Source organism: Micromonospora sp. RP3T, assembly GCF_003027925.1.
GTDB lineage: Bacteria > Actinomycetota > Actinomycetes > Mycobacteriales > Micromonosporaceae > Micromonospora.
In genome coordinates, this window is the sequence record NZ_PYPS01000020.1 from 101,077 (window position 1) to 120,077 (window position 19,001).

Annotated in this window: 16 protein-coding genes and 1 pseudogene; 7 read left to right on the top strand and 10 right to left on the bottom strand. The window is 75.9% G+C overall.

The window, feature by feature from the left end:
* Positions 1-30: 30 nt before the first annotated feature.
* Positions 31-507, bottom strand: a complete 477-nt coding sequence (locus tag C8054_RS17665; protein WP_107157918.1) for a DUF1992 domain-containing protein — start codon at positions 505-507, stop codon at positions 31-33.
* A gap of 112 nt (positions 508-619) precedes the next feature.
* Between C8054_RS17665 and C8054_RS17670 the strand changes: the two genes are divergently transcribed.
* Positions 620-1,015 carry a YkvA family protein gene (locus tag C8054_RS17670; RefSeq protein ID WP_107157891.1) on the top strand — a complete coding sequence of 132 codons (396 nt, stop codon included), beginning with the start codon at positions 620-622 and terminating at the stop codon, positions 1,013-1,015.
* A 4-nt stretch (positions 1,016-1,019) separates the two neighbouring features.
* Here C8054_RS17670 and C8054_RS17675 read toward each other — a convergent pair whose 3' ends face one another.
* Positions 1,020-1,568 (bottom strand): GNAT family N-acetyltransferase, encoded by a 549-nt coding sequence (locus tag C8054_RS17675; RefSeq protein WP_107157892.1) that lies wholly within the window; start codon positions 1,566-1,568, stop codon positions 1,020-1,022.
* Between the two features lie 49 nt (positions 1,569-1,617).
* A complete protein-coding gene (locus C8054_RS17680) occupies positions 1,618-3,624 on the bottom strand; it encodes a beta-galactosidase (RefSeq protein ID WP_107157893.1) in 2,007 nt (668 codons plus the stop codon).
* A gap of 114 nt (positions 3,625-3,738) precedes the next feature.
* Here C8054_RS17680 and C8054_RS17685 point away from each other — a divergent pair, with 114 nt between their 5' ends.
* The 4 genes from C8054_RS17685 (at position 3,739) to C8054_RS17700 (ending at position 11,057) form a co-directional block, all read left to right on the top strand.
* Complete coding sequence (locus tag C8054_RS17685) at positions 3,739-6,072, top strand: TIM-barrel domain-containing protein (protein ID WP_107157894.1); 2,334 nt, start codon at positions 3,739-3,741, stop codon at positions 6,070-6,072.
* Between the two features lie 80 nt (positions 6,073-6,152).
* The gene (locus C8054_RS17690) at positions 6,153-7,388 is read left to right on the top strand and encodes an ROK family transcriptional regulator (RefSeq protein ID WP_107157895.1); all 1,236 of its coding nucleotides are present in this window, start codon (positions 6,153-6,155) and stop codon (positions 7,386-7,388) included.
* Positions 7,389-7,626: 238 nt separating this feature from the next.
* Positions 7,627-10,047, top strand: coding sequence for a beta-glucosidase (locus C8054_RS17695; protein WP_107157896.1), 2,421 nt, complete (start codon positions 7,627-7,629; stop codon positions 10,045-10,047).
* Positions 10,044-11,057 carry a LacI family DNA-binding transcriptional regulator gene (locus C8054_RS17700; protein ID WP_107157897.1) on the top strand — a complete coding sequence of 338 codons (1,014 nt, stop codon included), beginning with the start codon at positions 10,044-10,046 and terminating at the stop codon, positions 11,055-11,057. Before C8054_RS17695 ends, C8054_RS17700 begins: the two co-directional genes overlap by 4 nt.
* Positions 11,058-11,068: 11 nt before the next feature.
* Here C8054_RS17700 and C8054_RS17705 read toward each other — a convergent pair whose 3' ends face one another.
* The 7 genes from C8054_RS17705 to C8054_RS17735 form a co-directional block, all read right to left on the bottom strand.
* Complete coding sequence (locus tag C8054_RS17705) at positions 11,069-11,758, bottom strand: hypothetical protein (protein ID WP_146179932.1); 690 nt, start codon at positions 11,756-11,758, stop codon at positions 11,069-11,071.
* A gap of 8 nt (positions 11,759-11,766) precedes the next feature.
* Entirely contained in the window at positions 11,767-12,363 is a 597-nt protein-coding gene (locus C8054_RS17710; protein ID WP_233219694.1) for a response regulator transcription factor, read from the bottom strand.
* 41 nt (positions 12,364-12,404) lie between these two features.
* A complete protein-coding gene (locus C8054_RS17715; RefSeq protein ID WP_107157900.1) occupies positions 12,405-13,646 on the bottom strand; it encodes a histidine kinase in 1,242 nt (413 codons plus the stop codon).
* 98 nt (positions 13,647-13,744) lie between these two features.
* Positions 13,745-14,254, bottom strand: a complete 510-nt coding sequence (locus C8054_RS17720) for an NUDIX domain-containing protein (protein ID WP_107157901.1) — start codon at positions 14,252-14,254, stop codon at positions 13,745-13,747.
* Positions 14,255-14,264: 10 nt separating this feature from the next.
* A complete protein-coding gene (locus tag C8054_RS17725) occupies positions 14,265-15,089 on the bottom strand; it encodes an SDR family oxidoreductase (RefSeq protein ID WP_107157902.1) in 825 nt (274 codons plus the stop codon).
* Positions 15,086-16,393 carry an NAD(P)/FAD-dependent oxidoreductase gene (locus C8054_RS17730; protein WP_107157919.1) on the bottom strand — a complete coding sequence of 436 codons (1,308 nt, stop codon included), beginning with the start codon at positions 16,391-16,393 and terminating at the stop codon, positions 15,086-15,088. The genes C8054_RS17725 and C8054_RS17730 overlap by 4 nt, the downstream gene beginning before the upstream one ends.
* 55 nt (positions 16,394-16,448) lie before the next feature.
* The gene (locus C8054_RS17735) at positions 16,449-17,093 is read right to left on the bottom strand and encodes a TetR/AcrR family transcriptional regulator (RefSeq protein ID WP_107157920.1); all 645 of its coding nucleotides are present in this window, start codon (positions 17,091-17,093) and stop codon (positions 16,449-16,451) included.
* A gap of 78 nt (positions 17,094-17,171) precedes the next feature.
* On the opposite strand from C8054_RS17735, the gene C8054_RS17740 reads away from it, so the two are divergent.
* Both C8054_RS17740 and C8054_RS17745 read left to right on the top strand, forming a co-directional pair.
* Positions 17,172-18,521, top strand: a complete 1,350-nt coding sequence (locus C8054_RS17740) for an MFS transporter (protein WP_107157903.1) — start codon at positions 17,172-17,174, stop codon at positions 18,519-18,521.
* Positions 18,522-18,533: 12 nt separating this feature from the next.
* Positions 18,534-19,001, top strand: a pseudogene (locus tag C8054_RS17745) (hypothetical protein); the annotation flags it as partial.

Sequence of the window (19,001 nt, forward strand, 5' to 3'; positions counted from 1 at the left end):
CAGGATAGTCGCTTTGACGTGCGGTGGGGCTCAGCGACGCCACCAACGCCACCGGCGGCGGGCGCGGGCCGCAGGCGGTGCGGGCGGCGCCGACTCGACCGGCGTCGCGGTCACGACAGGCTGCTGCCGGTCGGCCCGCCACCGCCGTACCGCCTCGTCGACGTTGACCGGGCGGACCACCACCCGAGGGCCGGTCGGGGCACGCAGCCAGGCCACCACCTCGGCGTTGAGTGCCGCCACGTACGACCGGACCGCGTCCTCGGTGGGCAGGTCGCGCAGCTCGGCGGGAAGTTGTTCGACGCGCCGGCGCAGTTGCAGCGGGGTGGGCAGCATCACATCGGACGGGATCTGCTCCCGCTCCATGAAGCTGCGGATCCACCAGCCCTCGTCGTAGGGCTGGTCATGCCCCGGGATCGGTTTGCCGGCGCCCGGCAGGTTGTCGAACTCGCCGCGCTCCTGCGCCGAGCGGATCTGCGCCTCGACCGCGGCCTCCCAGCCTGTCGTCACCGCCGTCACCTCCCGCTCCCACCGTATCCGCCGGTTCCCGACCACGGTCAGCGTCGCAGCGCGCGGACGTGTTCCCGGCGCGTAGTGTTCCGCCGACGGGAGGAGCGGCGACGTGCGTGACTGGCTGATCGGCCTCGGCGTGGCGACCGGGTGCCTGGCCGCGAGCTGGGCGGTGCTGGTGCTGGCGGCCCGGCGACTGCCACCCGGCCTGTTGCGTGACCTGGCCGCGTTCGTGCCCGACTGTCTGACCACGGTGCGGCGGCTGCGGCGGGACCCGCGCGTGCCGCGCCGGGCCCGGATCGCGATCGTCGTCGCCGGGGTGTGGCTGGCCAGCCCGATCGACCTGATCCCGGAGTTCCTGCCGGTGATCGGCCCGCTGGACGACATCGTCGTGGTGGCGCTCGCGTTGCGCTACGCCGGGCGGCAGGTGCCCCGGCAGGTGCTGCTCGACGCGTGGCCGGGCGAGCCGCGCCTGTTGCTGCGCCTGCTCGGCGCGGCCGCGCGGTGACGGCTCAGGACAGCCGGCGTACGTGCCGGTGGCCGTCGCGGGGAAACGGCGGGCGGGCCGGCAGCACCTCGACGAAGGCGTACCCGCTCTTCTCCGCGACCCGGCAGGAGGCCGGGTTGTCGACCTGGTGCAGCAGTTCCAGGCGGGTCAGGCCGCCGGCGGCGAAGCGGGCGGACGCCCAGCCGGTGACCGCGTCGACGGCCCGCGGCGCGACGCCCCGGCCACGGGCCGCAGCCGCGGTCCAGTAGCCGACCTCGGCGGCCGGCCGCCCGGGCTGGACGTCCTTGAGCACCACGCAGGCCACCAGGCGCTCCCCCGTCGGGGTGTCCTCCAGCACCGCGAAGCTGAACCGGCGCCCGGCGGCCCAGCCCTGCCGGGCCCGGCGCAGGAACGCGCGCGCCTCGGCGCGGGTGGTCACCGGGAAGCGGGTCCAGGCGCGCAGCACCGGATCCCGGTAGGCCTCCAGCAGCGCGTCGGCGTCGCCGTCGCGCCACGGTCGCAGGAGCAGGCCGGGCGCGGTCGGGGTGGCGGCGGCGGACAACAGGACGGACATCGTCCGAGTGTCGCGCGTCACCGGGGGTGAACGCGAGGCCGGCACGCGGTCAGCGCGGCGGTTCGCGCAGCACCGCCACGCCGCCGGGCCCGACGGTCACGTGCTCGTCGACCGGCTCGCCGGTGAGCAGCTCGTGCCCGGCCGAGGGCACCCGCTGCGGGCGGTCGGTGTGGTTGAGCAGGAACAGCCAACTCTGGTCGCCGTCGCGGCGGCGGACCGCCTCGACGCCGGGCGGCGCCGGGCAGGTCGGGGTGACGCCGGCGAGCCGGGCCGCCTCGACGAGCAGCCGGCGGTACGTGTCGTCGTCGGGTCGGGTGGAGACGTACCAGGTGCGGGCCGCGCCGACCCGGTGCCGGGTGACCGCCGGGCGGCCGTCGAGCACCCCACCGATGTACGCGGTGACCTGCTCCGCCCCGGTCAGGTGCACGGTCTCCGACCAGATCCGGCCGTACCCGCCGCTGGTCAGCGGCACCCGTTCGTCGTCGGCGAGCGGGTGAAACTCCTCCACCCGCACGCCGAGCAGGTCGCGGTAGGCGCCCGGGTAGCCGCCGAGGCGGACGCGGGCCTGTTCGTCGGCGACGCCGCTGAGCCAGGTGACCAGCAGGTGCCCGCCGGCGTGGACGTGTCGGCGTACCCAGTCGACGGTGGCGTCGGCGGCCAGGTAGAGCGCGGGCAGCACGAGCAGCCGGTGGCCGTCGAGCGGGTCGCCGGGCGTCACCAGGTCGGCGGTGAGGCCGGCGTGCCACAGCACCCGGTGCGCGGCGGCCACCTCGCCCGGGTGGTCGAGGCCGTCGCGGGGCATCCCCGGGTGGCGCAGCGCCCAGCCGCTGGCGGCGTCGTGAGCGATCGCCACGCGCGCCTCCACCTGCCCCGTCGCGGTGCCGGCGAGTCGGCCGAGCGCGGCGCCGAGGTCGGTGGCCTCCCGGAACACCCGGGTCTCCGCGCCGGCGTGCGACACCACCGCGGAGTGGAACCGTTCGGCGCCGCCGGCCGGGGCGCGCCACTGGAAGAACATCGCCCCGGCCGAGCCGCGGGCGACGTGCGCGAGGCTGTGCCGGGTCATCCGGCCCGGTTCCTTGGTGTGCATCCGCCCGGTGACGTGGATCTGGTTGGGCGCGCTCTCCATCAGCAGCCACGGCGCGGGCCGGCCGGCGCCGTGGCGGGCCCAGCCGCGGGCCAGGTCGGCGGTGAGCGCGGTCTGCTCCTCCGCGCCGCCGTCGATGCGGTCCGGGTAGTGGTCGACGGCCACCAGGTCCACCTCGCGCGCCCAGCGGGCGTGGTCGACCGGCACCCAGTCTCCGAGCACGAAGTTGGTGGTGACCGGCACCGCCGGGTTCGCCGCCCGAAGCAGGTCCCGCTGCTCGGTGTACGCGGACAGCAGCGTGTCCGACCAGAAGCGGCGGAAGTCGAGCAGCTGGCCGGGGTTGGCCAGGTACTGGGTGGCGCGGGGCACGCCGACCTGCGCCCAGTCGGTGTAGTGCTGTCCCCAGAAGCTGGTCACCCAGGCGTCGTTGAGCGCGTCGAGGTCGGCGTACCGGCCGGTGAGCCAGCGACGGAACGCCGTCTCGGCGTGGTCGCAGTGGCAGGTGGTGCCGTACTCGTTGTGCACGTGCCACAGGGCCAGCGCCGGGTGGTGGGCGTACCGGGTGGCCAGCACGTCGGCGATGGTCCGGGCCGCGGCGCGGTAGGCGGGCGCGGCGGCGCAGTAGGTGTCCCGGCTGCCGTGGTGCAGACGGACGCCGTCGGCGGTGACCGGCATGGCGTCCGGGTGGCGCGACGTGAACCAGGGTGGCGGGGAGGCGGTGGGGGTGGCCAGGGCGGCCCGGATGCCGGCGGTGTGCAGCAGGTCCAGCACCTCGTCCAGCCAGTCGAGGGTGTACCGGCCGGGGGCGGGTTCCAGGCGGGACCAGGCGAACACGCCCACGGTGACCAGGTTGACCCCGGCCGCGCGCATCAGGGCGACGTCCTGCGACCACACCGCCGGTGGCCACTGCTCCGGGTTCCAGTCTCCGCCGTAGCTCAGCCGACCGTCGCTCCACAACGCTTTAGTTGTCATCCCCGCCAAAGTAGGAAGAGGTGAGGATGAAAGTCAATGCGACAGATCATTGACAGTTAGTTGTGGCTCCCAAGAAACTTGCGGGGCCGCCCGTGTCGCCGCGAGGAGACGCCCATGCCGTACCGCCCGCCCCTGGTCCCGTACGAGACGTTCGTGGCCGACCCACCCGACCTGCCGGTGCGCGCCCCCGGCGAGGAGGGCGCCGACGACGTGCTGCGGGCCGAGGTGGCCACGGTCGACCCGCACGGGGTCACGCTCACCGCCACCTGCTCCTCCGGCCGCACGCTCGTCGCGCGCGTCGAGGCCGCCGGGGACGGGGTCATCCGGGTACGGCTCACCGACGACCTCTCGGTGCGCAGCCGCTCCGCCCGGGCGCTGACGCTGACCCGGCCCGTGCCGCACCCGGCCGAGGTCACCGTCGACGACGCGTACGCCCGGGTGGACGCCGGCGGCGTGCGCGCCGAGATCCGCCTCGACCCGTGGGGGCTGCGCTTCCTCGACGCCGACGGTCGGCTGCTGGTGGCCGCCGACGGCGGCACCCGGGACATCAGCGGCCGGCGGCGCACGCTGCCGCTCGGACGCTCCACCCTCGACGGCGACCCGGTCGCCTGGCACGAGAGCTTCGTCGCGCCCGGCGACGAACGGTTCGTCGGCTTCGGCGAGAAGTTCACACCGCTGGACAAGCGCGGCCAGCGACCGTTGATGTGGAACTTCGACGCGTTCGGCGGCGAGTCCGACAGGTCGCACAAGAACGTGCCGTTCTACCTGTCCGACCGCGGCTACGGCGTGCTCGTCGACAGCGGACTGCCGGTGCAGTTCGACGTCTGCGCCAGCACCCACAGCAGCGTGCAGCTCCTCGTCCCGGACGACCTGCTCGACTACTACGTGCTGGCCGGCCCGACACCGGCGGAGATCCTGGACCGGTTCGACGCGCTGACCGGCCGGCCGTACCTGCCGCCGCGCTGGGCGTTCGGGGCCTGGATCTCCTCCGGGTTCTTCCCCGACAGCGAGCAGCGGGTGCGCGAGCGGGCCCGCCTCATCCGGGAGCGGGACGTCCCGTGCGACGTGCTGCACCTGGACTGCTACTGGCAGGTCGCCGGCCGCTGGTCCGACCTGCGCTGGGACGAGCAGGCGTTCCCCGACCCGGCCGGCCTGCTCAAGGATCTCGCCGAGGCGGGCTTCCGGGTGTGCCTGTGGATGAACCCCTACCTGATGACCGACAGCCCGCTGTACGCCGAGGCCGAGGCCGCCGGCTACTTCCTGCGCCGCCCCGACGGCGACACGTACGTCGCGGACACCTGGCACGGCAGCTATCCGGTCTGCGCCATCGTGGACCTGACCAACCCGGCGGCGGTGCGGTGGTTCCAGGGCCTGCTGCGACCGCTGCTGGCCCAGGGCGTCGCGGTGTTCAAGACCGACTTCGCCGAGGGGGTGCCCGCCGACGCGGTGGCGCACAACGGCATGACCGGCGTCGAGCTGCACAACGTGTACGCGCTGCTGTTCAACGACGTGGTCGCCGACGTCACCGAGGAGGTCGCCGGGCACCGCACGGTGTGGGCGCGCTCGTCGTACCTGGGCGGGCAGCGGCACAGCGCACAGTGGAGCGGCGACGTCAACGCCACCTGGCCGGGCCTGGCCAGCACGCTGCGCGGCGGGCTGTCCCACGGGCTGTCCGGGGTGCCGTTCTGGAGCCACGACACCGGCGGCTTCCACGGCACGCCGGAGCCCGACCTGTACGTGCGCTGGACGCAGTTCGGCGCGCTGTCGCCACTGGTCCGGCTGCACGGCACCACCAGCCGGCTGCCGTGGGACTTCCCGCCGGAGGCGGAACGGCACGCGGTGGCGGCGCTGCGGCTGCGCTACCGGCTGTTGCCGTACCTGTGGTCGGCGGCGGTGGACGCGGCCCGCACCGGCAGTCCGATGCTGCGGGCGTTGCTCGTCGACACCCCGGACGACCCGACCGCCTGGGCCACCGACCTGCAGTACCGCCTCGGCGTCGACCTGCTGGTGGCGCCGGTGCTCGACCCGGGCGGGGAACGCACCGTCTATCTGCCCGTCGGCGACGACTGGCTGGACGCGGCGACCGGGCAGCACCACCCCGGCGGCCGGCACCTGCGGGTGCGGGCGCCGCTCGACCGGCTGCCGCTGTACGTACGGCGCGGCGCGCTGATCCCGACCGTTGCGCCCGCGCCCACCGTGGCCGAGGGCCCGTTCCGCGACGTCACGCTGGTGGCGTGGGGCGGGACCGACGGCGTGACGGTGGTCCGCGACGACGACGGCGACAGCACGGTCACCGCCGTCCGCGACGGCGACACGCTGCGGGTGCGCGTGGACGGGCCGTTGGACGTGCGCCGCGTCAGCGTGGTCGGCGCGGACGCGCCGCGCCGGGTCGTGCTCGACGGCGAGCCGATCCCGGTGACCCCGTTCGCGCCGTGGTTCGGCGGCTGAGCCGCCCGGCGGGCACCGTACCGATTTAGTTTAAGCTTTGGCCGAACCCGACGGACGGCGGCGCAGGAGGCGGACAGCACGTGATCAGCATCGACCGGTCGGTCCAGACGGCCGACCTCGGCGACGTGCGGGTCGCCAACCGGGCCGTGGTGCTGCGGCACGTGCAACGGCACGCGCCCTGCTCCCGCGCCGACGTCGCCGCCCGCACCGGCCTCAACAAGGCGACCGTCTCCAGCCTGGTCAGCGAGCTGATCGAGCACGGGCTGCTGCGCGAGACCGGGCTGACCGAGAACCGGGTGGGCCGCCCGGCCACCATGCTCGTGCTCGACGGCGCCCGCTACGTCGGGCTGGGCCTGCAGATCGGCGCCGACGAGCTGGTCGTGGTCGCCGCCGACCTGAGCGGCGAGCGGCTGCTCACCTGGCGACGCGCCTTCGCCGCCGCGCCCGCCGGCCCCGAGGAGACGGTACGCGCGCTCGCCGCGCTCACCCGACGGGCGGTCACCCGGGTCACCGGCGCCGGGCGCACGGTGCTCGGTCTCACCCTGGGCGTGCCCGGCCTGGTGGACGCCGACGGCGCTGTCCCGCTGGCCCCCGCGCTGGGCTGGCGCGGCGTGCCGCTCGCCGCCGAGCTGCGCCGCGCGCTACGCGACCCGGGTTTCCCGATCGGCGTGGACACCGACGCCAATCTCGCCGTCTCGGCGGAGCTGCGGCACGGCCCGTACGCCGGCACCGCCGACCTGATCCACCTCACCGGCGGGCTGGCGGTCGGCGCCGGCCTGGTCAGCGGCGGCCGGCTGCTGCGCGGTGGCCGGGGCTTCGCCGGCGAGATCGGCCACCTGCCGGTCCTGACCGACGGGCCTCGCACACCCGACGCGCCGGCGTGCCGGTGCGGGCGCCGGGGCTGCCTCGCGTCGCTGGCCGGCGTGGACGCCGTGGTGCGTCGCCTGCTGCCCGACGCCGCGCCGGACGCGCCGGTCACCGACTACCTGCCGGAGATCGACCGGATCCAGGCGCTCGCCCGCGCCGGCGACGAGTCGGTGCGCACCGGGCTCACCGAGATCGGCCGGCACCTCGGCCGCGCGGTGTCCGTCCTGGTCGACCTGCTCGACCCGGAGGTGGTCGTGGTGGGCGGCCACCTGGCGACGCTCGGGCCGTGGCTGCTGCCGGCCGCCCGCACCGAACTCGCCGCCGGCACGCTCGCGCCGCCGGCCGGGGTCCGGCTGGAGGCCAGCACGCTCGGCTCCGCCGCCAGCGCGTTGGGCGGCGCCACCGCCGCCCTGGCCACCGTGGAGGCCGGGCAACTACCCGCCGTCTGACCCTTGACCGCACCGGCCCCGGATGCCAACCTCGGTAGCGCCGCTTCCGGACCGGGCAATCCGTGGGCGGCCTGTTTTCCGGCGGTTGTCGAAGCGCTTCACCGCAGCTCCGGGCCGACCCGCCGGCCGACCACCCCAACCCTTTTTCTCGCGTGCGGGCCACCGTCCTCACCACCCGGCGATCGAAGCGCTTCGATCGCCGGGAGTGTGGCCCGCCCGCCCACCGGAGGCGCCCGCCATGACCGACCCCGTCCCCCACCGCGTCGACGACCTGCTCGCCCGCCTCACCGTCGGAGAGAAGCTCGGCCTGCTGCACCAGTGGCAGGCGCCCGTCCCCCGGCTCGGCCTGCCCGGGTTCCGCACCGGCACGGAGGCGCTGCACGGCGTCGCCTGGCTCGGCGAGGCCACCGTCTTCCCGCAGGCGCTCGGCCTGGCCGCGAGCTGGAACCCGGACCTGATCGCCGCCGTCGGCGCCGCCGTCGGCGACGAGGTCCGGGCCAAGCACCGCGCCGACCCCGACCGGGTCGGCCTCAACGTGTGGGCGCCGGTGGTCAACCCGCTGCGCGACCCACGGTGGGGACGCAACGAGGAAGGCTGGTCCGAGGACCCCTGGCTCACCGGCCGGCTCGCCACCGCCTACGCGTCCGGGCTACGCGGCGCGCACCCCACCCGGCTGCGGACCGCGCCGACGCTCAAGCACTTCCTCGGCTACAACAACGAGACCGACCGGGCGCTCACCTCCAACGACCTGCCGCCACGCGTACTGCACGAGTACGAGCTACCGGCCTTCCGCGCGCCGCTGGCCGCCGGCGCGGCGGTCGCCGTGATGGCGTCGTACAACCTGGTCGACGGCGTGCCGGCGCACCTGAGCCCGCTCATCGACGGCGAGCTGCGCGGCTGGGCCGACGACGAGGTGATGGTGGTCGGTGACGCCGGCGCGGTCGGCAACATCGCCGGGATGCAGGAGTACCTGCCCGACCACGTGGCCGGCTTCGCCGCCGCGCTGCGCGCCGGCGTGGACAGCTTCACCGAGGACGACGACGACCCCCGCCCCACCGTGGACCGGCTCACCGAGGCGCTGGCGCGCGGGCTGGTCACCGAGTCCGACGTGGACCGCGCGGTCCGGCGGATCCTGTCGGTCCGGCTGCGCCTGGGCGACCTGGACCCGCCCGGCCACGACCCGTACGGCGACGTGCCGGCCGACGTGGTCAACTGCCCGGCCCACCGGGAACTGGCCCGCGAGTCGGCCCGCCAGTCGGTCGTGCTGCTGTCCAACGACGGGCTGCTCCCGCTCGCGCCCGACCAGCGGGTCGCGGTGCTCGGCCCGCTCGCCGACACGGTGCTCACCGACTGGTACAGCGGCACCCTGCCGTACGCGGTCAGCGCGTTCGAGGGGCTGCTCGGACGGCTGCCCGAGGTCACCACACACCCGGGCGTCGACCGGATCACGCTGCGGGTCGGCGACCGGGCCGTCCGGTGCGTCGACGGCGGGGCGCTGACGCTCGCCGACGCGGCGCCCACCGAGTTCGACGTGGTCGACTGGGGGCAGGGCGTGGTGGCGCTGCGCGCGGCCCACCACGGCCGGTACGTGGGCGCGGACGACACCGGGGCGCTCGTCGACGACCGTCCCGGCCCCGGTGGCTGGGTGGTCCGGGAGACGTTCCGCCTGCGGCACCGCCCCGACGGCACCGTGCTGCTGCACCACCTCGCCACCGGCCGCGACGTCGGCGTCGACCCGGCCGGCCGGCTGAGCGTCTCCGTCGGCGAACCCGCCGCGTTCACGGTGGAGCTGCGCGTCGACGGCGCCGCCGAGGCCGCCGCGCTGGCCGCCGCCGCCGACGTGGCGGTGGTGGTGCTCGGCAACCACCCGATGGTCAACGGCCGGGAGACCGAGGACCGCGTCGACCTGGACCTGCCGACCGGCCAGCTCGAACTGCTGCGCGCCGTGCACGCCGCGAACCCGCGCACCGTGCTGGTGCTGACCAGCAGCTACCCGTACGCGGTGGGCTGGGCCCGGGAGCACCTGCCGGCGGTGCTGTGGAGCGCCCACGGCGGACAGGAGCACGGCCACGGGCTGGCCGACGTGCTGCTCGGCGACGCCGACCCGGGCGGACGGCTGACCCAGACCTGGTACGCCGACACCGCCGAGCTGCCCGACCTGCTCGACTACGACGTGATCGGCGCCGACGCCACCTACCTCTACCATCGGGGCGAACCGCTGTACCCGTTCGGCCACGGGCTCAGCTACGCCGAGTTCGACTACGCTGACCTCCGGTTGAGCACCGCCACGGCGCACACCGACGAGGAGGTGCAGGTGAGCGTCGAGGTCACCAACACGGGCCGCCGCCCGGGCGCCGAGGTGGTGCAGCTCTACACCCGGCAGCGGCGCTCCCGGGTCAAGCAGCCGCTGCGGCAGCTGCGCGACTTCGCCCGGGTCACCCTGGAGCCGGGGTGCACGGCCCGGGTGACGCTGCGGCTGCGTACCGCCGAGCTGGCCTGGTGGGACGCCACCCGCGGGGCCATGGTGGTGGAGGACGCGACCCACTCGCTGTTGGTGGGCCGCTCCGCCCGGGACATCCGGCTGGTGGGCGCGCTCGCCGTGCACGGCGGCGACACGGCGACCGCGGCGGCGGCGGAGCGCTCCGGGACGGCCCGGTGAGCGGCCGCGCGGCGGGCGAGCAGGTCACCATTGCCGACGTGGCCCGCCACGCCGGGGTGGCGGCGAGCACCGTGTCGTACGTGCTCAGCGGCAAGCGGACCATCTCGGCGGCCACCCGGGGGCGGGTGCTGGCCAGCGTCCGCGCGCTGGGCTACCACCCGAACGCCGGGGCGCGTGCCCTGGCCAGCCGCAAGGCCAACGTGATCGCGTTGGTGCTGCCGCTGCGTACCGGCATGCAGGTGCCGGTGGTGATGCGCTTCGCCACCGCGGTGGTCACCACCGCCCGCCGCCACGACCACGACGTGTTGCTGGTCACCGCCGACGAGGGGCCCGCCGGGCTGCACCGCATCGCCGGCAGCGCGCTCGTCGACGGCGTGCTGCTGATGGACGTGGAGCTGGAGGACTCCCGGGTGCCGCTGCTGCGGGAGCTGGCGTTGCCCGGCGTGCTGATCGGGCATCCGGCCGACAGCACCGGCCTGGCCTGCGTGGACCTGGACTTCCGCCGGGCCGGGGAGCTGTGCGTGGAGCATCTGGCCGCCGCCGGGCACCGGCGCGTCGCGCTGCTCGGCGCCCCGGCCGCCGTCTACGACCGGGGCACCGGCTTCGCCCACCGGACCCGGGCCGGCGTGACGGCCGCGGCCGGGCGGCTCGGCGTCGACGCGGTGACCCGGCCCTGCGAGGAAGGCCCGGCGGCGGTCCGCCGGGACCTGGCGGCGCTGCTCGCCGACCACCCCGACGTCACCGGCCTGGTGGTGCAGAACGAGTCGGCGGTCGGGCCGGTGCTGGCCGCGCTGCCGACGCTGGGCCGGCGGGTGCCGCAGGACGTCGCGGTGGTCGCGATCTGCCCCGACGAGCTGGCCGAACCGTCCGGGTTGACCTGCGTGCCGGTGCCGGCCGAAGAGGTGGGCCGGCAGGCGGTGACGTTGCTGATGCGGCGGCTGGGCGACGAGCCGGTGCCGGAGGTGACGCTGCTGGAACCGACGCTGACCGTACGCGACACCAGCCGGTGAGCCCGCCCTGGTCAGCCGCCCTCCAGCAGGAGCAGGAACCCCGGGTCGGGGTTCGCGATGACGCTCACGTTGGCCGCCACGACCAGCAGCGCGGCCACGGCCAGCACGGCCAGCAGCAGGCCGAGCCACCGGCGTGGCCGCCACGACCGCACCGCGAGGCCGGCCAGGGCGGCGGCCAGGAGGCCGACCAGCGCGCCCTTCACCACGTGCCACCGCACGTACTCGTCGAGCATCACGCCCAGCGGGGGCGACACCGGGCCGTGGTCGAGCTGGTCGCGGACCTGGGCCAGCAGAGCCAGTCGGGCGTCGTCGGGGCCGGCCGTCAGATGCGGCAGGAGCGTGCCGAACGGCGACACGGCCCCCTGGACGTTGGCGATCAGCAGCACCGCCGCGGCGAGCGCGAGCGCCCCGAGCGGCAGCCGGAACCGTCGGGTCCGGTAGGTCAGCGTCACCAGCACCGCGAGCAGCGGCACCGCGATCAGCACCCGGATCAGGTGGTAACGGAACTGGTGGTCGACGGCGTGTCGCAGGTCGGGCGGGAAGTCCGTGCCGCCCGCGGACCAGTAGGCGAGCAAGGCGCGCGGAAAGTCGTCGAGCCGGTCGGGGCCCAGCGCGAGCGGGGCGAGGAAGAACGCGGCGGCCAGCACGACGGCCATGGCGCGGAGCCCGACGTCACGACGCCGGGCGGTGGGGGTGGGCACGGGAACTCCTAGTCGGATCGGCTGCGCAGATAGGCGAGCACGGCGAGGACCCGCCGGTTGGTGTCGTCGCTCAGCGGCAGGTTCAGCTTGGTGAGGAGGTTGCCGATGTGCTTGGCGACACCGGCCTCGGTCAGGGACAGGATCCGGGCGGTGGCCGCGTTCGAGTGCCCCTGCGCGATCAGGCTGAGGACCTCGCGTTCGCGGGCCGTGAGCTGTCTGAGCGGGTCGCGGCGGCGTTGCATCAGTTGCCGGACGACCTCGGGGTCGATCACCGTGGCGCCGTCGGCCACCCGGCGCAGGTGCCCGGCGAACTCGGCCACGTCGCCGATGCGGTCCTTGAGCAGGTAGCCGATGGACCGGCCGGAACCCGAGGCGAGCAGCTCCCCGGCGTAGCTGTGCTGCACGTACTGGCTGAGGGCGACCACCGGAAGCCGGGGGTCCTCGGCGCGCAGCGAGACAGCGGCCCGTAACCCCTCGTCGGTGTGGTTCGGCGGCATCCGGACGTCGGTGACGACGAGGTCCGGGCGGTGCTCGTGGACGGCGGCCAGCAGCGCGGGGGCGTCCCCGACCGCGGCGGCGACCTCGATGCCGAACCGGGGCAGCATCGCGGTCAGCCCTTCCCGCAGCAGCACCGAGTCCTCCGCGATCACGACGCGCACGGCAGCTCCACAAGCAGGACCGTCGGGCCGCCGGGCGGGCTCGACATCAGCAGCCGGCCGCCGGCCGCGGCGGCCCGGTCGGCGAGCCCGGTCAGCCCGGATCCGCGCCCGGGGTCGGCGCCGCCGCCGCCCTCGTCGCGGACCTCGACCACCAGCCGCCCGGCCGCGCGCCGGACGGTGACGGTGACCTCGCTGGCGGCGGCGTGCTTCACCGCGTTGGCCAGGGCCTCGGAGATCGCCGCGTACGCGATCGCCTCGACCTCCGCCGGCAGACGGGCCGAGGCGACGTCGACGCGTACCTCCAGGCAACTCGCCGCGGCCAGTTCCTCCACCGCGGCGCGCAGGCCCAACTCCCGCAGGGTACGCGGGCTGATGCCGCGGATCAGGTTGCGCAGCTCGGCCATCAGCGTCTTGGCCTGCTCGTGCGCGACGGCCATCGCGGCAGCGGCCGGCGAGGACGGCGGCAGATCGAGCCGGGCCATCCCGATCTGCATGGTCAGGGCGACCAGGCGCTGCTGGGCGATGTCGTGCAGGTCCCGCTCGATGCGCAGCCGTTCGGCGTCGAACGCGTGCACCAGCCGGGTCCGGGACCGGGCCACCTCGATGAGTTCCTCGGACCGCTCCGGATACAGCAGCATCCGGGCCAGCGCGGCGTGCGCCCCGCCGCACAGCGCGGTCAGGTAGAGCAGGGCCGGGATCAGCAGCAGGCCGCCACCGGCGCGCGTGCCGATGCCGAGCAGCGAGTCGGCGACCGAGATCCGGTGTTGCACCGACACCGGCGTCGACACGACGAGCAGCCCGACGATGCCGAGCGCGCCGAGCCAGAGCGGTCCGACGACGCCGAGCAGGACCATGTAGGCCACGGCCCGCCAGGTGGCCGGGTCGGTGTAGAGCGCGCCGCGGGGCCCGGGCGGCGGTGGGGTGTCCCCGGCGAGCCGCAGCCGCCACCGCTCGGCCCGGGCCACGGCGAGCGCCACCTGCGGCCCCAGCAGCGCGAGCAGGCCCACCCCGATCAGCCCGAGGCAGGCCGCCACGATCAGGTAGCCGCTGGTCCGCCCGGCGTGCAGGAGCACGGCGGCCGAGACCAGCGGTGTCAGCGGCACCGCCAGCACGAGCCACAGCAGGCCGGCGGCGAGCGCCGTCGTGGCCGAGTAGGCGAACCCACGCCACGGCCAGGCCGAGACCAGGAACTGTCGCCTGGTCACCGCCCTGAGCAGCGTGTCTGTCATGTGACCAGGCTAGGGGGCGGTCGTCCGCCGCCGACAGCGCGCTGGGGCGACCCTCGGGGTAGACCTGGCACTACCGGCGGCGGTCCCGGGCGTGCCGGTCAGAGGCTGTCCGGGCGGCACAACGCCGGGTGGCGGTCGCCCGGCGCCGTGTACCAGGGCGCGGCGTCGTCGGTCAGCGCGGTGCCGATCCGCAGCCGGGCCCAGTCGTCCAGGTCGGGCAGCGCGTCGGGGGCGAACCAGGCCACCGCGAGAGACTCGTCGCCGTCGGCGGTGGGTGTCCCGCCGACGGCCCGGCAGCGGAACCAGACGTTGAGGTACTCGCAGACGTCGCCGTTCGGGTAGCGCACGGGGTGGGTGGCCACGCCGGCCAGCCGCACGATCGTCACCTCGACGCCGGTCTCCTCGCGGACCTCGCGCACCAGCGCGTCGGCGGGCTGCTCGCCCGGGTCGACGGTGCCGGCGGGCACCGACCAGCGGCCGTTGTCGCCGCGTCGGGCCAGCAGCACGCGTCCCGCGTCGTCGGTCACCACGGCGCTGATCCCGTAGAGCATGAGCAGGTCGTGGCCGACGTGTTGGCGCAGCCGGGCGATGTACGGCGACACGGGCATGGTGGGCAGGCTACCGGCCGTCCTGCCGGTGCCGGCGGACCATGCCGGCGGCCAGCGCCGCGTCGTCCAGGTCACCGGCGGCGACGCGCCCGGCGACGGTACGCCGCACCAGCCGGTCGGCCAGGCCCGGCGCGTGCCGGGCCATCGCCAGTTCCAGCCGGCCGCGTCGGGTGGTGGCCACGTCCCGGGGCGCGCGGCGGGCTGCCGCGGCGCGCAGGATCGCCGCGACCACGCCCTCGACCGGCTCCGGTCGGGACACGCCGCGCAGCGACAGGCCGGCCGCGACGGTGCTGTCGTGGATCGGGGAGTCGACCATGCTGGGGTAGACGACGGTGACCCCGACGTGGGTGCCGACCTCGTGGCGCAACGCGTCGGCGTACGCGACGAGCGCGCGTTTGCTCACCCCGTACGCGGCCGCGAGGGGCAACGGCAGCACGGCCATCCGGCTGGCCACGAAGATCACCCGACCGTGGGCGGCCTCCAGGGCGGGCAGCGCCGCGGCGGTGGTCCGCCACGCGGCGAGCAGGTTCACCTCGATCTGCCGGCGTACCACCTCGTCGGGGGGCAGCTCGGCGGGGGCGGGCCCGCCGACGCCGGCGTTGTTGATCAGCAGGTCGAGCCCGCCGAGCCGGGTGACGGCGGCGGCCACCGCGCCGGGGGTGGCCGCCGGGTCGGTCAGGTCGACGCCGAGCACCGGCGGCGTGGCGTCGACGTCGGCGCGCAGGTCCAGCCCGACCACGTGCGCGCCGGCGGCGGTCAGCGCGGCGCCGAGGTGTCGACCGAACGTGCCGTGGGCGCCGGTGACCAGCACCCGCCGGCCGGCCAGCGCGGTCACCGGGCCGCTCCGGCCCGGCGCCGTCCGGCGGTCAGCTCCCGGCGCAGCTCGGCCAGGTAGGCGTCGAAGTCGACGCGCATGTGCGGCCGGCGGTGTCCCCAGCGGGCGGTGGCGGCGTGCAGTTCGGCGCGGCAGACGGCGGCCTGCCGCGCCGGCGCCGGTGGTGTCCAGGTGCCGGCCAGGCGGGCGGCGACCAGTCGGGCCTGCGCCTCCAGCAGCGGGAACGCCGCGCCGGTGGACTGCATGAGCCCGACGAACGCCAGGCCGGGGGCGTCGAGGTGGAACACGTGCCGGTACAGCGGCAGCCGGTCGGCGCCGTCGCCGAGCAGGTCGGCGTCGAGGAACGGCACCGTCACCCGGTAGCCGGTGCACCACACCACCAGGTCGACGGCGTCGACGCGGCCGTCGGTGAACTCGACGCGGTCACCGGCGAAGCGGGCGATGCCGGGCCGGGCGTGGATGTCGCCGTGGGTGAGCCGGGACAGCAGCGCGTCGGAGAGCGTCGGGTGGTCCTGGAGGAAGCCGTGTGTCGGGGCGGGCAGTCCGTAGCGGGTGGGCGGGCCGACGACGGTGGTGAGCATGCGCTGGCTGATCCGTTGCCGCAGCCGCCAGGGCAGCCGGCGGGCCAGCGCCCCGTTGAGCGTGTCGGCGGGACGGCCGAGCAGGTACTTCGGCACCACCCAGACGCCGCGGCGCAGCGACAGCAGCGTGCGGGTGGCGGCGTACGAGGCGTCGACGGCGATGTCCATGGCCGAGTTGCCGCCGCCGACCACGAGGACCCGCCGGCCGGCGAGCTGGTCCGGCCCGCGGTAGTCGTGGCTGTGCAGGTGGTCGGCGGCGCACTCGCCCGGGTAGGGGTCGGGTCGGTGCGGCGTCCGGTTGTGCCCGTTGGCGACCACCACGGCCTCGACGTCGACCCGCACCGGGCCGTCCGGGCCGGTGGCGTGCACCCGCCAGCCGTCGCCGGCGCGGGTGACCCGGTCGACGGTGTGTCGCAGCCGCACCGCCGCGCGCAGGCCGAACCGGTCGGCGTAGTCGCCGAGGTAGCCGGCGACGCGGGTGTGGTCGGGGTAGTCGGGCCAGTCCGCCGGCATCGGGTGGTCGGCGAACTCGGTGCGGGCCTTGCTGGTGTTGAGGTGCAGCGTCCGGTAGGCCGGGGAGCCGGGCGCCCCGTACACCCAGAGGCCGCCGACGGTGTCGGCGGCCTCGAACGCGACCGCCGGCACGCCGGCGTCGGCCAGTGCCTTGAGCGTGGCCAGTCCGGCCGCGCCGGCGCCGACGACCGCCACCCTGGGTGCTGCCATGCCCGCCTCCATCAATCCAACGACTGATGGATAATCCCCGGCGGTGGGGCCCGGGTCAAGGGATGGCCGGCGGGTAGAGCCCGTCGAGGAGGCGGTGCACGAACACGCGGAACTCCCGCCGTTCCCGCGCCTCGGAGCCGGCGCCCGCGGCCAGCGCCACCACGTGCCCGTGCACCGCCCAGACCAGGCTGCGCACCGTCACGTGCGGGGCCGGCTCGACCAGCGCCCCGGCCGCCGACGCGGCGACGAGCAACTGTTCGACCTGTGCGTACAGCGGGGCGGCGTAGCGCCGGTCCAGCTCGGTGTGCCGCCGTGGCTCCAACCAGCGCCGCAACCACAACGCGGTGGTCTCCGGCCGGTCCTCCAGGAAATCCACGAACACGTCGACCAGGTCGTGCAGCGCGCGTACCGCGTCGGCCGGCCCGGCGGCCAGCGCGGCGCGGGCGCGGTCCCCGGCCGCCTCCACCGCCTCCCGTTCGGCGCTGAACACCCGCGCGAAGCAGGCGTCGTAGAGCTGCGCCTTGGTGCCGGTGTGGTGGGCGACGGTGGCCACGTCGACGCCGGCCGCGGCGGCCACGTCGCGCACGCTGACCGCGTCGAAGCCCCGCTCGGCGAACAGCGCGGTGGCGGCGGCGAGCACCAGCTCGCGGGTCGGTCGCTGGTCGTCACGGCGGGGCCGGCCCGGCCGGCGACGGGGCATGGTCATCCGGCCATTGTTCCCCCTACAATCCAGCATCCGTTGGATTGGGGTGGGCGTGCCCCGGAGCAGGAGGCGGCGATGACCGGGGTGGACCCGCGGCGCGACACCGGCGCGCTGCCCCGCGGCCCGCTGGTCGGGTTCGCCGCCGGCTCGCTGGGCATGGGCGTGTGGATCACCGTGCCGGGGCTGCTGCTGTTGTACTTCCTCACCGACGTCCTCGCGGTCGCGCCGTGGCTGGCCGGGCTGACGCTGCTGCTGCCGAAGGTCGCCGACGTGCTGCTGCACCCGTGGATCGGGCACCGCTGCGACGTCGAGCAGGCCCGCCGGGGCCACCGCCGGCGGCTGCTGCTGGCCGGCTGCGCGTTGCCGGCGGCGTTCGCCGCCCTGTTCGCGGTGCCCGGCGGCCTCACCGGCGCGCCCGCCGCGGCCTGGGTGGCGGTGTGCTTCGTGGCCGGCAACCTGCTGTTCGCCGCCTACCAGGTGCCCTACCTGGCCACCCCGGCGGACCTGCGGATCGGCTACCACGAGCGGACCCGGCTGATGGCGTTCCGGATGGTGGTGCTCACCCTCGGCATCCTGGTGTCCGGGCTGCTGGCACCGCTGCTGGCCGGCGGCGACGACGCCACCCGCGCCGGCTACCTGCGGATGGCCGGGGTGCTGGCGGCCGGGATGCTCGCCGCGATGCTGGTCGGGGTGGTGGGCATCGGCCGGCTGCGCCGCGCGGCGGGCGACCCGGCGCTGCGGCACGCCTCCGGCGGGTGGCGGGCGCTGGCGGCGAGCCTGCGGGACCGGCAGTTCCGCCGGCTGGCCGGCGCGTACCTGGCCATGTCGACCACCACCCACCTGGTGCTGGCCGGGGTGCCCTACTACGCGCGCTACGAGCTGGGCCGCGCCGGGCTGACCACGGTGCTGGTGGCGGCGTTCGTCGCGCCGGCGCTGCTGGTCACGCCGGCCTGGTCGGCGCTGGCCCGGCGGGTCGGCAAGCAGCGGGCCCTGCTGGCCGCGCAGGCCGCGTTCGCGGCCGGCTCGCTGGTGCTGGCTCTCGGCCGGGCCGCCGGCCTGCCGGTGCTGGTCGCCGCCGTGGCGGTGCTCGGGGTGGCGTTCGCCGGCATGCAGCTGCTGCCGTTCTCGATGCTGCCCGACGTGATCCGCGCGGCCGGCTCGTCCCGCGCCGGCACCTACACCGGCGTGTGGACCGCCACCGAGGCCACCGGCGCGGCGCTCGGCCCGTACGCGTACGCGTTGTGCCTGGCCGCCGGTGGGTTCGTCGCGTCGCGCGCCGGGGAGACCGTCACCCAGTCGGCGGGCGCCCTCGCGGCGCTGCGGTACGGCTTCGGGCTGCTGCCCGCCGCCGTGATGGTGGTGGCGGTGCTGCTGCAACGCCGCTACACCCTCGACGGCGCGGCCCGCGCCGACGCCGGCCACTAGACTTCGCCCCCGATGGACGCCACCTCACCTCCGACGGACGACGAACCCGCCACCGAGACCCGCCCCTGCGCCCACTGCGCCCGGGAGGTGCCGCAGCGTGTCGGCGCGGGTCGCCCGTTCCGCTACTGCCGGGACAACGACGGCGCCTGCCAGCGGGCCGCCCGCAACTCGCGGATGCGGCACCGCAACGCCCCCGGCCTGCCCGGGCAGGTGGCCCGCACCTGGGAGGCGGTGGAGCGGCTCGACCAGATCGTGGAGACGCTCACCGACGCGCTGCACGCCGAGCTGTCCCCCGCCGGCGTGGAACGGCAGCTCGCCGAGCTGCGCGCCGAAACGTCGGCGCAGGTCGCGGCCGCGCACGCGGAACGCGACGACGCCCGCCGCGACGCCGAGGACGCCGCCGCGTCGGCCGCCCGCGACCGGCAGGACGCGCGGGCCGCGCGCACCGACCGCGACGCGGCCCGACAGCGCGCCGACGCC